Genomic DNA, 15,646 nt, shown 5'->3' on the forward strand with positions numbered 1-15,646 from the left:
GAAAATTAACCCCAACATCCAACGTAATTATGTAATTGTACTTTCATTATAATATAAATCTTGAGGGTTACCATCATTTAGAGAGATTTAATACTTTTTAGTTTTCTTGCCGTACGTTACTAAACCGACCCAAACCTTATACTCTTCTTTTATATGATGCACTTCTCCCGCTTTCTTTATCATTTTTTGCATAATAAAAAGAGCTATGGATATCATAGCTCTTTCAGGTGTTTAGAAGTTTTCTAATGCATGGCTATTCATTTTCTCTAATCGGTGTGGGGGGCATACTTTGATGGTACCGTTGATGACCTTCTCCTCTTCTTCATTGGTAGCTGTTACTTCGATAGTTACCAAATGAGTGTGGGGATCCACTTCCATCACTTCAAACAGGAATTGTACTGTTGCATAATGATAGACCGGTTTAGGGAATTCAATGTTTTGCTCTACTATATGAGAACCCGGACCCGGTAAGTATTTAGAAACGGCAGATGTGATGATGCCCGTTAACATGATTGAAGGCACAATCGGTTTTTTGAATGGCGTTTGAGAAGCATAATCATGCTGAATGTATAATGGATTGGCATCATTTGTGAGCCCTAAGTAAAGAAGCAGTTCGTTATCTTCTATTTTTTCTGTAAGGGTCAGCTTTTCACCTATCGTCATTTCTTCAATTTTTCTTCCCAGTTTTCTCTTTTTCCCTAATAACATAAGAAGCACCTCCGCGTATGTAAACGATTACAATTTTAAATAATAAAAATTGTTTTTATTATCTGTCTATTACTATTTTATCATTTATAGGGTTTCCATACAAAGAGTTTTTACGCGTAGGTCAGTGATTTTTAATAGCAAACTATTTGTACGTTATTTCGCAGCTAACTTAGCTGTTACGCCATGTTCAATGAGTTTGATGATTGATAGTAAGAAACGGCTTAACTTCTCTGGAGAGAGCTAAAATCTAAATGAACATTGAATAAAAAAACCAAACTAATTTGCCTCCTGGCATGCAAATTAGTTTGGTTTAACTTAGACAAAACACTTTTGACCCAGCCTCTGTATACGTATAATTATTGTTAATTAGTTTCTTCTACCTGTGACACTACTACTTCACCATTCTTATCTAATAAAGGGGTAAGAGCGCATCCTTGCGCACTCCATGTGTATAAATAATTTACACCTGTTTGACGATCAACCCATATAGATATTAAACTGCCCTGCTGAGAATTTTGCACCAACTTTTCATCAAAACGTTTATCACCTTTTTTTTTGAACATCATTTACCTCTCCTTATAAATAATTTTTGATTCTTAGTCTAAATATTCCTGGGATGATAAAAAAATACTGAATGTCATACAGTAAATTTTCCCCAGCAGTTAACTATCTAATCCATTTTTCTTGTACGCATAAACAAAGATAACTAAACAAATAATGAACCAACCGAAGAGAACGCTAATATCAGTAAGGTTCCACTGATATCCAGTCTCAGAAAATATGCTGTTTGCAAAGTTTGTTAACACACCTGTATAAGTGTAGTCCAGAATTTCCGACAAATCTTCTTTGAAGAGTTTTACTGCAGGCACAGATGTTAAAAGTAATGTAATAGGCATTGTATATAATGAAGTTTGTGTTTGGTTTTTTGTAAGAATTCCAATAATGTATCCAATTAAAAGGCTGATCAAGCTAGCTACTGTTGTCATTAACAAGTAACTTCCAAACTGAACCTCTTCAAAAGAGGATCCACTTACAGGAATCATTAGAATATTCACTAGAATCAGGATAAATAATGGTGGCAGAAGAGTCCCAATCAAGTACTCTAAGCCGTTTACGGAAGATGTCATTAGAACTCTTAAAGTGTTTTTTTCCTTTTCTTCTGCTAAAGGGCTACTGCTCATTGAAATACCAGCTATTGCAATATTAAAGATAATCCCGAAGCTAAGCACAAAAGCATTAGTAGAAAAGCTAATTCCTTCCTTATTTACATCTAAATCTGGCATTATATTTTTTATAGCAAATACAAACCCTAAGGCAAGAATGGGTCCTAACATAACACTGGTATTACTTAGCAATGTCTGAAATTTCATTCCTATGATTGCTTTTATTTTTCTTATTGAAATTCTCACAGTAATTCCCTCCCGGTCAATTCTATGAAGACTCTTTCTAATGTCGGTTCAGTTGAATGAATGGTTACAAGTTCATTATTAGCTATCCACTGATTAATTTTCTTTGCCGTATCATCAGAGTGAGGGAGTGTGAACTCCTTTTCACCCTTTAACACGATCTGATAGCTTTTATCCTTATTGTACTTTAGGCTTAAAGCTTTAGGGGTTCCATGCTCTACAATGATTCCATCATTCAGAAGGGCAACATTATCGCAAAGTTTCGTCGCCTCGTCCATATTATGGGTCGTAAGGAATATTGCTGTCCCATTCCCTTTTAATTCAGAAAGTAGTTCATGAACTGCTAAAGCTGTACTGGGATCTAACCCGCTGGTAGGCTCATCTAAGAAAAGTACCTTCGGCTGATGTAAAAGAGCTCTTGCAAGGACTAATCGTTGGGCCATTCCCTTGGATAATTTACTGGCAATTTTATCTTTGTGTTCAAATAAACCAACTCTGGTTAGAAGGAAATCAATACGTTCTTTCTCAACCTCTAAAATGTTGGCGAAAAATTTCATATTACTGTAAACGGTCATTCTTTCGTATATTCCGCTATTGTCTGTGACAATTCCCACTTGTTCATAAATGCTTTCATTAATTTGTTCAACGGGTTTTCCTAAAACCATTGCCTTTCCCGAAGTTTGCACTAATTGTCCAGTTAATATTTTGATAGTTGTTGTTTTTCCTGAACCAGAAGGTCCAAGAAAACCAAATATTTCTCCCGAATGAACTGAAAAGTTGAGATTTTTTAAAGCAGATTCGTTATTGAACTTTTTTGATAAATGTTCAACACGAATCACTGTGTGTTTTTCCATTTGCTTTTCTCTCCTTTTTTAATAATGAAGAATGTTTAGATAGACTAGAAAAATTTGTATAAATACCGAAGCCCATTTAATATTGCCCAACTGCTTTTAGTTTAGAAAAAAACAATAGAAAAGTCGTAAATATCCGGTGAATAGTACTATAAAATTGCTCGAATGTAACAAAATGAGGTTGAAATGGACTCATTTCAACCTCAAATGTACCTTAAAACTCTATTAATTTTTTCATATCTTCCAACCGATTTCGAGAAAGGGGCAGTTTCACATTGGATTTACCTCTCAAAATTAAGGTATAACTATTCTTTGAATAACTAATCAATTCAGACACTCGCTGCAAATTAACTAAATAAGAACGGTGACACCTGAAGAATCCAAATTTCAACAATCTCTTTTCTAGTTCATTCATCGTTAAGTCTGTTGGGAAATATTCATCATCTATCCGTATATTACTTACGCTGTTAACACTTTCAATAAAATCAATTTCATCAGGACTGAAAAAAATCGTTTTATTCGCCAACTTACAAGCCACTTTGAAGACGTTGTTTGGAATGAATTTTTCGCTATCATTTTTTTCCCCAGAGATTGAATCAGGTTCGTTAGTAAGATCCGTTTTTTCAAGTCCACTTAGTCGGTTATAGCGATAGATATCGTTGCTTAACAGCAATAAATCTTCTATAGAATTGGAAGTGAATAATGTGGCAGTATTAGTTGAACGAAGATGCTCCAATGCTTTTAAATAAAGTTCAATTCCTTCGCCTGTTAGATTATTAAGTGGATTTTCAATTAATAGAACTTCTGGGGAAAATAGAGACATTCGGAGTAAACTCACCCTTTTCTTCTGGTCGTCTGTCAGTTTCTTAATTTTAGTTCGCCAAACATCTAAAAGCGAAAATGTTGCAATGTAGTTTTGTAAAGGGTGAGGAAAACCTGCGATTTTTTTAAAAAAATTCAAGTAGCTTTGAACAGTTAAATTATCGTATAAGCCATCATCTTTATATTCTGATACTATAGATTTTGTTTCTCTCTCAATATTACCACTGGAAGGGGGAATTTCCCCTGATATCAGATCAAATAGCACTGCACTTTCTTCACTGGCCATTTTTATCCCAATCTGTGAAGTCTTTTCAATAACTAAATCTATATTCTTCAATACAATGCGATTCTCTTCTTGTTTCATCACTTTTTCTAATGTAATTAATCTCAATCTATACACACTCTCTTTTACTTATTTATATAAATTATACACTGTCAGATTCAGCAAATGAATTTATAGAGCAGTTCCTCCTTCTGTTAGGTAGTTTTTAAAAAATCACTCTGAGTTACTACCTCCCTTAAATAAATAAGTTTACTGCCCGTTTGTTGAATAAAAAAACTGTTGTGAAGCATACACCAAGATTTATTACGGTCACTTGGAATACAAAAAAACTGGCCCCAATAAAAGAGCCAGTTTTGGATGGAATGTGTATTAAGCCAAAGAAGACATCACGTTTTTTACGGCGTCTGCTGAGTTAGCGAGTGCAGCTTTCTCTTCTTCGGTTAGTTCGAGTTCAATGATTTTTTCCAGTCCATTACCACCAAGGATGGTCGGAACACCCAAGTAGATACCTTCGAAACCGTATTCACCTTCTAAGTATGCAATGGCTGGGATGACGCGGCGTTGGTCCTTAAGGATGGCTTCTACCATTTGAACAAGTGAAGCAGCAGGAGCATAATAAGCACTTCCGTTGCCGAGAAGACCTACAATCTCGCCTCCGCCTTTACGGGTACGTTCGACGATCGCGTCTAAACGGTCTTTAGGAATTAATGTTTCCAGAGGGATGCCTCCAGCGTACGAGTAACGAATAAGAGGAACCATGTCATCCCCATGGCCGCCAAGAACGAATCCTGTAATATCTTTCACAGAGAGGTTTAATTCCTGTGCGACAAATGTGCGGAAACGGGCTGTATCCAGAACGCCTGATTGTCCGATTACGCGCTCTTTAGGGAACCCTGATTCTTTGAATACTGTATAGGTCATAGCATCCACTGGGTTTGTCAGAACGATGATGTAGCAATTTGGCGAATACTTAACGATTTGCTGCGTGACCGATTTCATGACCTTTTGATTGGTTTGAACCAGATCATCACGGCTCATTCCAGGTTTACGGGCAATCCCTGCAGTGATGACAACAATATCGGAATCCTTTGTATCTTCATAATTGGAAGTACCGATAATGTTTGAATCAAATCCTTGTACCGGGCTCGCTTCAAGCATATCCAGCGCTTTCCCTTTCGTCGGGTCTTCATTTTGAGGAATATCAACCAGTACAACATCTCCAAGCTCTTTCTGAGCAAGCATCAGTGCTGTAGTCGCCCCTGTAAAACCTCCACCGATAACAGATACTTTTCTACGTTTAATAGCCATCATAATTCCTCCTATTCGTGTCATTATGTAAAGGAAGGAGTGCTCCAGTTCGAAGCACCCCATCCCTATTTCAAATTAAGATTATCCCATGTTTTCGATTAAAGCAGAACCGAACTCAGAACATTTCACTTCTGTTGCTCCATCCATTAGACGGGCGAAGTCATATGTTACGACTTTAGAAGCGATTGTTTTCTCCATGGATTTTGTGATTAAGTTAGCAGCTTCTGTCCAACCAAGGTGCTCAAGCATAAGCACTCCTGAAAGGATGACAGATGAAGGATTCACTTTATCCATACCTGCATATTTAGGAGCCGTTCCGTGAGTTGCCTCAAAGATCGCATGTCCTGATTCGTAGTTGATGTTTGCTCCAGGAGCAATACCGATTCCACCAACTTGAGCGGCTAATGCATCAGAGATATAATCTCCGTTTAGGTTCATTGTTGCCACTACATCAAACTCAGCCGGACGAGTAAGGATTTGCTGTAGGAAGATATCAGCGATTGAATCCTTCACGATGATCTTACCAGCTGCTTCAGCATCGGATTGTGCTTTATTAGCAGCTTCCAATCCGTCAGCATCTTTGATCTTGTCATATTGAGCCCAAGTGAATACTTTATCCCCGAATTCTTTTTCAGCAAGCTCGTAACCCCAGTTTTTGAAAGCTCCTTCAGTGAACTTCATGATGTTCCCTTTGTGAACCAACGTTACTGATTTACGGCCTTCTGTGATCGCGTAATTGATTGCTGCACGAACAAGACGGTTTGTCCCTTCTTCAGAAACAGGCTTGATCCCGATACCGGATGTTTCTGGGAAACGGATTTTGTTAGCACCCATTTCATCTTGAAGGAAAGTGATTAATTTTTTAACTTCATCAGAACCTTTTGCGTATTCGATACCTGCATAGATATCTTCAGTATTTTCACGGAAGATGACCATGTCAGTGTCTTCAGGACGCTTAACCGGTGATGGAACACCTTCGAAGTAGCGTACAGGACGCAGGCAAGTGAACAGGTCTAATTCCTGACGAAGCGCAACGTTCAATGAACGGATTCCGCCGCCGACAGGAGTTGTAAGTGGACCTTTGATCGCGATGAAGTATTCACGGATTGCTTCAAGTGTATCATTTGGAAGCCATTCGCCCGTTTTGTTGAATGCCTTTTCCCCTGCATATACTTCTTTCCATGAAATCTTGCGCTCACCTTTGTATGCTTTTTCAACAGAAGCATCTAGGACGCGTTGAGCTGCTGCCCAAATATCAGGACCCGTTCCGTCACCTTCAATGAATGGGACGATTGGATTGTTTGGCACATTAAGTTGGCCGTTCTGGTTTGTAATTTTTTCACCTTGTGTCATTATGTAACCTCCATTTATTCATTATCAAAGGGGATGACCCATAATTGCCTTATGCATTTAGAGTCAGTCCCCTTCCCTTATTCATTACACCAATATTTTCACCATTTGTAAATATTGATGTTTTAACCTCTTTGTTCTACAGGCACATATTCCTGTTTGCCAGGACCTACGTAATCAGCACGTGGACGGATCAGGCGGTTGTTTGAATACTGCTCAAGAATATGGGCTAACCAACCGGATACACGGCTTACAGCGAAGATCGGAGTGAATAGGTCATGATCGATGCCTAAGCTGTGGTAAACGGATGCTGAGTAGAAATCAACATTAGGCGGTAAGCCTTTATTAGATGTAAATACATCTTCTACCTTAACGGACATTTCGTAGTATTCACTTTGTCCTGTTAATTCAGTTAATTTTTTAGACATTTCTTTAAGGTGCTTGGCACGAGGGTCTCCTTGACGGTATACACGGTGACCGAAGCCCATGATTTTTTCTTTCTTCTCTAGTTTGTCCAGGATATATGATTCTGCTTTATCTACCGAACCGATTTCAGTAAGCATCTTCATGACCTGCTCGTTTGCTCCACCGTGCAGCGGTCCTTTTAAAGCACCGATCGCAGCAGTGACACCTGAATACACATCAGAAAGAGTAGCGACACATACACGTGCAGTGAATGTAGAAGCGTTTAACTCGTGATCCGCATGAAGAACAAGCGCTTTATTGAACGCCTCGATTTCAACCGGCTCAGGATCTTTCCCGGTTAACATATATAAGAAATTAGCAGCGAATCCTAAATCTTTACGAGGAGCAATCGGCTCTTGTCCATTACGAATTCGTGAAAAGCTCGTAACGATTGTAGGAATTTTCGCTTGAAGTCGAACAGCTTTTAAATAGTTTTCCTTTTCGTCCATTACATCTGCTTTATCATCATATAATCCAAGTAAAGACACGGCAGAACGTAAAGCTGCCATAGGATGGACTTCCTTGATGTTGTACATCTTGAAGTGCTCGATGACCTCTTTAGGCAATTCAGCGTTATCTGCTAATAGTTCTGTAAATTCCTGAAGCTCTGATGAAGTAGGTAATTTCAGATGCCATAATAAGTAGATAACCTCTTCAAAACTGGCATTGTTTGCTAAATCATCAATGTTGTAGCCAACATATGTAAGAGTATCATCAATGATCGAACTAATGGATGATGTTGTTGCTACAACCCCTTCTAACCCGCGAGTTGCTGTCATAATAACCTCTCCTTTTGTTAAGTATTTCTCTTTACCCATTTTCATATGAGCATAAAACCCTACATGACTATCAAATAAGTCAGTAGGCTTGTTTAAAAAGAACATAAATAAAGGTTGAGCGATTGCTCAATTCCTATACAAAAAATGATTCCCGGCTCTTCCTGTGATATGACGAGAGCTTGGGATGCGCTTACATTTCCTATTATAAACAATTATCTGACTTTTGTGAATGAAAACGCATCAATTTCTATAAAAATTATTTTTCTAGAAAAATAAACCATAGCATTGAGGCGTATAAACGGAGTGATTACAGGGGTTTCTCATCCTGTTATAAAATCACTAAATATGTCGAAGATGTATAATCAAAGTCAAATGATATCAGTTACACACTCTCATCAGAAAGATTCCTTAACCAACAAGAACTCCATTGGCATTCTATAATAACAACTCATATAATTTCATCACGAGGTACGCAATACCTGCTCCAATAAGTGGTCCGACAGCTACTGCTTTGAAGAATGCCACAGCTAAGACTGTGCCGAGGACTAAAGCAGTCGTAATATGAGGGTCATCTTCCAACAGAGTTAACCCGCTCTTCGCAATTAACGCCACCGCCATACCAGAAGCCAGGGCAATCCACGCATAAGGTGACTTTAATGAGTCATACAGGTCTTTAAGTCCGATCTCACCTGTAGCGATTGGTACCAATACAGCAATCGTGATGATTGTAACACCCCAGTTAATCCCTTTGGACTGAATGGCCGCAAACACTTTTTCATCGATGCCTGCCAGCTTAAGAATGATTAGAAATGTTACGGCTATAATAATCGACTGGTTTTTTGCAGCGAACCCAATTCCCAATAGGAGCAACAAAAACAGGAATGCCTGTGACATAAGTTACCTCATCCTTTCGTAATCATTATCCTGCCATATCAACTTTTATCATTTGTTGTAAAATTGAGCAACCTCGTTAAATTAAACTTCCTTTCATTTCCTGTCTCCTTTAAAATAGAAGTAGAAGATCGGGTAGGAGGGAAGCCCTTGAATGTAGAATATGTTTATCGAACGATCCGGTTCATAATCGTTTTAGCCATCATCATGCTCTCGTTGATTTCACTCTATTACATATGGAAGCTTGCTTATCCCTTTATCATTGCCATTGCCATCGCGTTACTCATCAATCCTCTTGTGAATTGGCTTGAAAAATGGCTCCCCAGGATATGGGCAGTTGCTTTATCTCTCATATTGATTATTGCGATCTTTGCGGGACTTATCACCTTATTGATCGCTGAGATTGTTTCCGGTGCGAATTATTTAGCAGAAGAGCTTCCTAAGCATGTACAGACCCTGGTCAAATATGCTGAGGATTTCATCGTAGGTCAGGTGATTCCACTATACAACCAGCTATCAGGTTTATTCAAGAACCTTGAAGCCGGGCAACAGGATACCATTTTAGAAAATGTCCAGACCGCCGGAACGAAAATCGCCACATCTGCAGGGGATTTCCTGCAAAACTTTTTCACCAAATTGCCTCAGTTGATTTCTTGGATCCCCAACGCGGCATCCGTCTTGATTTTTGCCGCTTTAGCTACATTTTTCATCAGTAAAGACTGGTATACATTATCTTCTAAAGCAGAGAAAATCATTCCCGGAAAGGCAATGAGCAGCGGGAGAAAAGTATTCATCGATTTGAAAAGGGCCCTATTCGGATTTGTAAGAGCACAGTTCACGCTCATATCCATCACGGCTATCATCGTGTTAATCGGATTAATCATTCTGAGAGTGGATTACGCTATTACCATTGCACTCGTAACGGGTCTCGTTGATATTTTACCGTACCTTGGCACAGGAGCGGTTTTCGTACCATGGATCATTTATGAGTTCATAACAGGGAACGTCGGATTAGGTATCGGTTTATCCGTTCTCTATTTGGTTGTCGTGGTACAGCGCCAAATCATGGAGCCGAAAGTCCTGTCATCCAGCATCGGACTCGATCCACTCGCCACCCTGATCGCTCTCTTTGTCGGCTTTAAGCTAATCGGGTTTCTTGGCTTGATCGTTGGTCCGGTTGTGCTGGTCATTCTATCCACTCTTAAAAGAGCCGGTGTTTTTGAAGATACGTGGAAGTTTATTATGGGTGTAAAATAGGAAAAAGCACTGCTCCCCGCGAGCAGTGCTTTCTATATTATCTGTATATAATTACGTTTCCGTTATTGATCCAGCGCTTGAATAACTTATAAATGAACGGTTTGAACATTTTACGTGTAGGTGGAAGTAATAGCAGGAATCCGATTGCATCGGTGATAAAACCAGGCGTCAACAGAACGACCCCTCCGACCAGAATGCACAATCCATCAATGATGGCATCTCCAGGCAGCTGACCGTACTGCATGTCCTGTTGTGCTTTTCGGAGTGCTTCCATTCCCTGTTTCCTCGCCAAATAAGCTCCCAGAATTCCTGTTGTAATAATCAGTAAAACGGTTGGGATCAAGCCAAACGCTTGTCCGGAAAGAACAAGCAACCCAATTTCCAATGCGGGCACGATAATTAACAATAACAATATATATCTCATGAGGAATTCCTCCATAAAATTTAATACTTATTGCTCTAATTATAACATATTAAGAATTTTAAGGTATTATGTGAGGATTGTTTTAGCTACCGACAAAAAGCCAGAGTCCATTCAAGACTCTGGCTTTTCACATTTCAAATTATAATACGCTTGCGTGTCCGTTATAGATGACACCGCGAGTAGCGTCTACTGTAATTTCCTGACCATTTGTGAATAGAGAAGTGGCATTGTCCACACCAACGACTACAGGAATTCCTAAGTTGATACCTACAACTGCTGCATGACTTGTCAGACCGCCTTCTTCAACGATCAAGGCAGAACATTTCTCAAGAGCAGGCATCATGTCTTTATCAGTCCCAATTGTCACAAGAACTGATCCTGGTGTAGTATTCTTCACTGCTTCATCTGCAGTCATCGCGACTACTGCTTTACCATAAGCAGATCTACGGCCGATTCCTTGACCCTTTGCAACGACGTCGCCTACCACATGGATTTTCATCAGATTGGTTGTTCCAGATTCACCGATCGGAACACCAGCTGTGATGATAATGCGGTCTCCATGCTTTGTCATTCCTGAATTGACGCTTTCTTCTACTGCCATATCAAGCATTTCGTCAGTAGTCGTCACTTTACGTCCAACTGTAGGGTAAACGCCCCAGACAAGTGCCAATCGACGTGATACGGAATCTGTTCCTGTTACTGCTACGATTGGAGCTTTTGGACGGTATTTGGAAATCATGCGTGCTGTGTGCCCGCTTTCCGTTGGAGCCACAATTGCATTAACGTCAAGGTTAAGAGCCGTGTGCGCTACAGATTGCCCGATGGCATCCGTCATATTATGCTCACTGTCTTTGCTGCGTGCCGCCAGGATATCATTGAAGTTAAGGGCTGTTTCCGCTCTTGAAGCAATGTTGTGCATCGTTTGGACCGCTTCAACAGGATACGTACCTGCAGCTGTTTCACCCGATAGCATGATCGCGTCTGTACCATCGAAGATCGCATTGGCTACGTCACTTGCTTCTGCTCTTGTCGGTCTAGGGTTGCGTTGCATGGAATCAAGCATTTGAGTTGCCGTGATGACAGGCTTACCCATTGAGTTGCATTTCTTGATCAACATTTTTTGGACCAATGGTACTTCTTCAGCAGGGATTTCAACACCAAGATCTCCACGAGCGACCATCAATCCGTCTGATACTTCAAGGATTTCATTGATATTGTCTACACCCTCTTGATTCTCGATCTTAGGGATGATTTGAATGTGGGAAGCGTCATGTTCTTCCAATAATTGACGGATTTCCAGTACATCAGAGGCACGGCGAACGAATGATGCCGCAATAAAGTCGACACCTTGCCCAATACCGAATACGATATCCTGAGCATCTTTATCCGTAATCCCTGGAAGGTTTACGGAAACACCAGGAACGTTTACACCTTTTTTGTTCTTTAACACACCGCTATTGGCAACATACGTATGAATCTCGCCATTCGCTTTATCGATTTCCGTTACTTCCAATCCGATCAGACCATCGTCAAGAAGGATTTTGGAACCAACATGAACATCGTCGATTAATCCTTCGTATGTAACGGAGAATTTCTCAGTTGTTCCCAGTACTTCATTCATGGAAACGATGACGTTCGAACCTTGTGTTAATTCAATGGCACCATCTTCCATATTATTCGTACGGATTTCCGGACCTTTTGTATCAAGAAGGATCCCGACTGTTTTACCGGCTTTTTCGGCTGCTTCACGGATATTAACGATTCTCTGTCCATGTTCTTCATGGTCACCATGTGAGAAGTTTAAGCGGGAAACATTCATTCCGGCTTCGATCAGTTGTGATAACTTTTCTACACTCTCACTTGCAGGACCGATCGTACATACTATTTTCGTTTTTCTCATTTTCTTTACCTCCTGAAATCTTACAACAATTTAGATTGAAAGCTCTTTGGAAAGTCTGTACATGTCCAAGTCAATTTGATGTGGCTTGGCAAGTGCTTCAATAATATCGTAATCAACTAGTTGATTTTTCTCAATCCCTACTGCTCTTCCGCCTTTTCCATTAACCAACAGCTCTACTGCACGTGCGCCTAAGCGGCTTGCTAACACGCGATCAGATGCAGTTGGTGTTCCACCACGCTGAATATGGCCGAGGACAGAAACACGTGTATCCATTCCTGTTGCTTCAGTAAAGCGATTAGCAAATTCATTTGCCGACATGACACCTTCTGCCACGATGATGACACTATGTTTTTTCCCGCGCTCCTGACCTTTTTTCAGACGTGTCACCACATCATCAAGATCGAATTTCTCCTCAGGAATCAGGATGGTTTCAGCACCGCCTGCAAGACCGGACCACAGGGCAAGATCTCCTGCATTGCGTCCCATTACTTCGATGATGAATGTTCTTTCATGTGAAGTTGCTGTATCGCGAATCTTATCAATCGCGTCGATGACCGTGTTCAGAGCCGTATCGAAACCGATCGTATATTCAGTTCCCGGAATATCGTTATCGATCGTTCCCGGTACACCCACACATGGATATCCCCATTCAGTTAAGGCTTTTGCACCTTGGTACGATCCATCTCCACCAATGACAACAAGACCTTCGATTCCATGCTTCTCTAACTGCTCTATGCCTTTTTTCTGACCTTCTTTTGTTTTGAATTCTTCACAGCGGGCTGTGTACAGCATCGTTCCGCCACGATGAATGATATCTCCAACAGAACCAAGTTCAAGCTTCTTGATGTTCCCGTTGATCAATCCGTTATATCCTTGATAAATACCGTACACTTCAATATCAAGGAAAATAGCTTTACGCACAACCGCACGAACGGCTGCATTCATACCTGGTGAATCTCCACCACTTGTTAATACACCAATCTTTCTCACTACGATCACCTCATTAAGAAATATGCCTTTATATGTAAATGAATTATACAACTTGTTAATGGTTTCACATATATCTAAGAAAAGGAAAAATGGAACAATCTATCCTGTTGCATTCATTACATTATTATGGACCAATAGACTATGGATTATTTCTAAAATAACACGAAGATACAAGGTTCTCAACAAGTTACTCGAAGGAAATGCTAAAGACGAAATAATCTATTAAATGGAAGCGTTTTAATTGTTAAAACCTTCAAAATACCGTCACAAAACTTTAATTTGATGGAAAATTAATGAAAAAGACTGACAAATGGTATTTCCTATTTGTCAGTCCATAGTTCATTATGATTTTACCCCAATTAAATCATTTAAAACAGAATATTCACCCATCGCTTTAAATTTTTCATAGCGATGCTGTATCAATTCATCTTTCTTCATTGGGATTAATTCTTTCAAGGATGCCTTTAGTACATCATTGATATATTGTGCTTGCTCTTCGACATCTTTATGAGCACCGCCTTTGACTTCCGTAACGATTTCATCAATGATTCCAAGCTCCTTCAAATCCGGTGCTGTGATCTTCATGGATTCAGCCGCACGTTTCGCTTGTGTAGAATCCTTCCACAGGATGGCTGCCGCCCCTTCAGGTGAAATTACGGAGTAAGTGGAGTTTTCAAGCATATGGATATGGTTTCCGACTCCCAGTGCCAGGGCACCCCCACTACCACCTTCACCGATGACCATGCAGATAACGGGAACGGTCAAGCCTGCCATCTCTACAAGATTTCTTGCAATGGCTTCACTTTGCCCTCTTTCCTCTGCCGCTTTACCGGGATATGCCCCCTTTGTATCAATAAAGCAGATGATCGGTCGATTGAACTTGTCCGCTTGCTTCATCAAGCGTAAGGCTTTTCGGTACCCTTCCGGATGAGGCATCCCAAAGTTCCGGCGAATATTTTCTTTTGTATCTTTCCCTCTTTGGTGGCCGATGATGGTCACCGGGACAGCATGAAATTTCCCTACGCCTGAAACAATGGCTTCGTCATCCCCATACAGACGGTCACCATGCATTTCGATGAAGTCCGTAAAGAGATAGCCGATATAATCAAGCGTCGTCGGGCGATTGGGATGTCGAGCTACCTGAACCCTTTCCCAAGGCTTCATGTTTTCATAGATATCATTTTCAAGCTTCGTGAGCCTGCTCTCCAATTTCTCGATTTCATTTGATAAATCGACGTCTGAATTTTGAGTGAACTCCTTCAGCTCGGCTATTTTTTTCTTGAGCTCAAGTACAGGCTTTTCAAATTCCATCTCATTTACCATGGCAGATCACCGTCCCACTGATGTATATCAAGTACTGTCCCGATTTTCTCTTTTAACTCGAGCCTCGAGATGACTCCGTCAAGTTGACCATGCTTCAATAAAAATTCTGATGTTTGGAAGTCTTCCGGTAAGTCTTCCCTGATCGTCTGCTCAATGATCCTTCTGCCTGCGAAGCCAATAAGTGCACCCGGCTCAGCAAAATTATAATCCCCTACGGATGCGAAACTAGCGGATACCCCGCCTGTCGTTGGGTGCGTCATGATCGAGATGAAGAGTCCTCCATTTTCACTCAATCGATTAAGTGCCACACTGGTCTTGGCCATCTGCATCAAGGAAAGGACACCTTCCTGCATTCTCGCGCCTCCAGATGCCGTGAAGATGATGAATGGGACTTTTCGCTTGTCGGCTTCTTCGATGGCTCTCGTAATTTTCTCTCCGACCACAGAGCCCATACTTCCCATTCTGAAGCGTGAATCCATGATGGCCGTCACCACTTCGATTCCGTTTACCTTACCTGAACCAGTTAATACTGCTTCATTCATACCTGTCTTCTTCCGATCCTTTTCCACTTTTCCTTCATAATCAGGAAACCCCAGGGGATTCCCGGAAACAAGATCATGATCAAGCTCTTTAAAGGTACCTTCATCTATAAAACTATCGACTCTCTCTGGTGAGCTCATCCCATGATGGAATCCGCAATGAATGCACACCTTTAAGTTTTTTTGAAGTTCTTTCGTGTACATGATCTTTTTGCAATCAGGACATTTCGTCATGATGCCTTCTGGAACGTCGTGTTTAGCCGCTTCAGAAGGGATCGTTGCATATTTTTTCTTTTTGGATTTATTAAAAAGTTCCTTAAGCAAGGTGAAACCTCCTTAACTAATTACAG

15 protein-coding genes are annotated in these 15,646 nt (G+C 40.4%); 1 reads left to right on the forward strand and 14 read right to left on the reverse strand.

Features of this window, described 5'->3' with window-relative positions:
* Positions 1-231 precede the first annotated feature (231 nt).
* The 9 genes from FZC88_RS18170 to FZC88_RS18210 form a co-directional block, all read right to left on the reverse strand.
* Complete coding sequence (locus FZC88_RS18170; protein ID WP_148995919.1) at positions 232-708, reverse strand: MaoC family dehydratase; 477 nt, start codon at positions 706-708, stop codon at positions 232-234.
* 362 nt (positions 709-1,070) lie between these two features.
* Complete coding sequence (locus FZC88_RS18175; protein WP_148996188.1) at positions 1,071-1,271, reverse strand: DUF6440 family protein; 201 nt, start codon at positions 1,269-1,271, stop codon at positions 1,071-1,073.
* A 99-nt stretch (positions 1,272-1,370) separates the two neighbouring features.
* Complete coding sequence (locus tag FZC88_RS18180; RefSeq protein ID WP_148995920.1) at positions 1,371-2,117, reverse strand: ABC transporter permease; 747 nt, start codon at positions 2,115-2,117, stop codon at positions 1,371-1,373.
* Entirely contained in the window at positions 2,114-2,968 is an 855-nt protein-coding gene (locus FZC88_RS18185; protein WP_148995921.1) for an ABC transporter ATP-binding protein, read from the reverse strand. Before FZC88_RS18185 ends, FZC88_RS18180 begins: the two co-directional genes overlap by 4 nt.
* Positions 2,969-3,179: 211 nt before the next feature.
* A complete protein-coding gene (locus tag FZC88_RS18190) occupies positions 3,180-4,178 on the reverse strand; it encodes a LytTR family transcriptional regulator DNA-binding domain-containing protein (protein ID WP_148995922.1) in 999 nt (332 codons plus the stop codon).
* Positions 4,179-4,439: 261 nt separating this feature from the next.
* Positions 4,440-5,378 carry a malate dehydrogenase gene (mdh, locus tag FZC88_RS18195; RefSeq protein WP_148995923.1) on the reverse strand — a complete coding sequence of 313 codons (939 nt, stop codon included), beginning with the start codon at positions 5,376-5,378 and terminating at the stop codon, positions 4,440-4,442.
* Between the two features lie 81 nt (positions 5,379-5,459).
* The gene (icd, locus tag FZC88_RS18200) at positions 5,460-6,731 is read right to left on the reverse strand and encodes an NADP-dependent isocitrate dehydrogenase (RefSeq protein WP_148969904.1); all 1,272 of its coding nucleotides are present in this window, start codon (positions 6,729-6,731) and stop codon (positions 5,460-5,462) included.
* Between the two features lie 122 nt (positions 6,732-6,853).
* Complete coding sequence (gene citZ / locus FZC88_RS18205; protein WP_148969905.1) at positions 6,854-7,972, reverse strand: citrate synthase; 1,119 nt, start codon at positions 7,970-7,972, stop codon at positions 6,854-6,856.
* 435 nt (positions 7,973-8,407) lie between these two features.
* Positions 8,408-8,866, reverse strand: coding sequence for a DUF441 domain-containing protein (locus FZC88_RS18210; protein WP_148995924.1), 459 nt, complete (start codon positions 8,864-8,866; stop codon positions 8,408-8,410).
* A 147-nt stretch (positions 8,867-9,013) separates the two neighbouring features.
* Between FZC88_RS18210 and ytvI the strand changes: the two genes are divergently transcribed.
* The gene (gene ytvI, locus FZC88_RS18215) at positions 9,014-10,120 is read left to right on the forward strand and encodes a sporulation integral membrane protein YtvI (protein WP_148995925.1); all 1,107 of its coding nucleotides are present in this window, start codon (positions 9,014-9,016) and stop codon (positions 10,118-10,120) included.
* Positions 10,121-10,157: 37 nt separating this feature from the next.
* Here the strand turns inward: ytvI and FZC88_RS18220 are convergent, their stop codons facing one another.
* The 5 genes from FZC88_RS18220 to accD form a co-directional block, all read right to left on the reverse strand.
* Positions 10,158-10,544, reverse strand: a complete 387-nt coding sequence (locus tag FZC88_RS18220; RefSeq protein WP_148995926.1) for an FxsA family protein — start codon at positions 10,542-10,544, stop codon at positions 10,158-10,160.
* Between the two features lie 139 nt (positions 10,545-10,683).
* On the reverse strand, positions 10,684-12,444 hold the full coding sequence (pyk, locus tag FZC88_RS18225; protein ID WP_148969909.1) for a pyruvate kinase: 1,761 nt from the start codon (positions 12,442-12,444) through the stop codon (positions 10,684-10,686).
* A 30-nt stretch (positions 12,445-12,474) separates the two neighbouring features.
* Positions 12,475-13,434, reverse strand: coding sequence for a 6-phosphofructokinase (gene pfkA, locus FZC88_RS18230; RefSeq protein ID WP_148969910.1), 960 nt, complete (start codon positions 13,432-13,434; stop codon positions 12,475-12,477).
* A 342-nt stretch (positions 13,435-13,776) separates the two neighbouring features.
* Positions 13,777-14,757: an acetyl-CoA carboxylase carboxyl transferase subunit alpha gene (gene accA, locus FZC88_RS18235; RefSeq protein ID WP_148995927.1), complete on the reverse strand. Its 981-nt coding sequence runs from the start codon at positions 14,755-14,757 to the stop codon at positions 13,777-13,779.
* Positions 14,751-15,620, reverse strand: a complete 870-nt coding sequence (gene accD / locus FZC88_RS18240; RefSeq protein ID WP_148995928.1) for an acetyl-CoA carboxylase, carboxyltransferase subunit beta — start codon at positions 15,618-15,620, stop codon at positions 14,751-14,753. The genes accA and accD overlap by 7 nt, the downstream gene beginning before the upstream one ends.
* Between the last annotated feature and the right edge of the window lie 26 nt (positions 15,621-15,646).

The sequence above is a fragment of the Rossellomorea aquimaris genome (genome assembly GCF_008180865.1).
In the GTDB taxonomy this organism is placed as follows: Bacteria; Bacillota; Bacilli; order Bacillales; family Bacillaceae_B; genus Rossellomorea; species Rossellomorea yichunensis.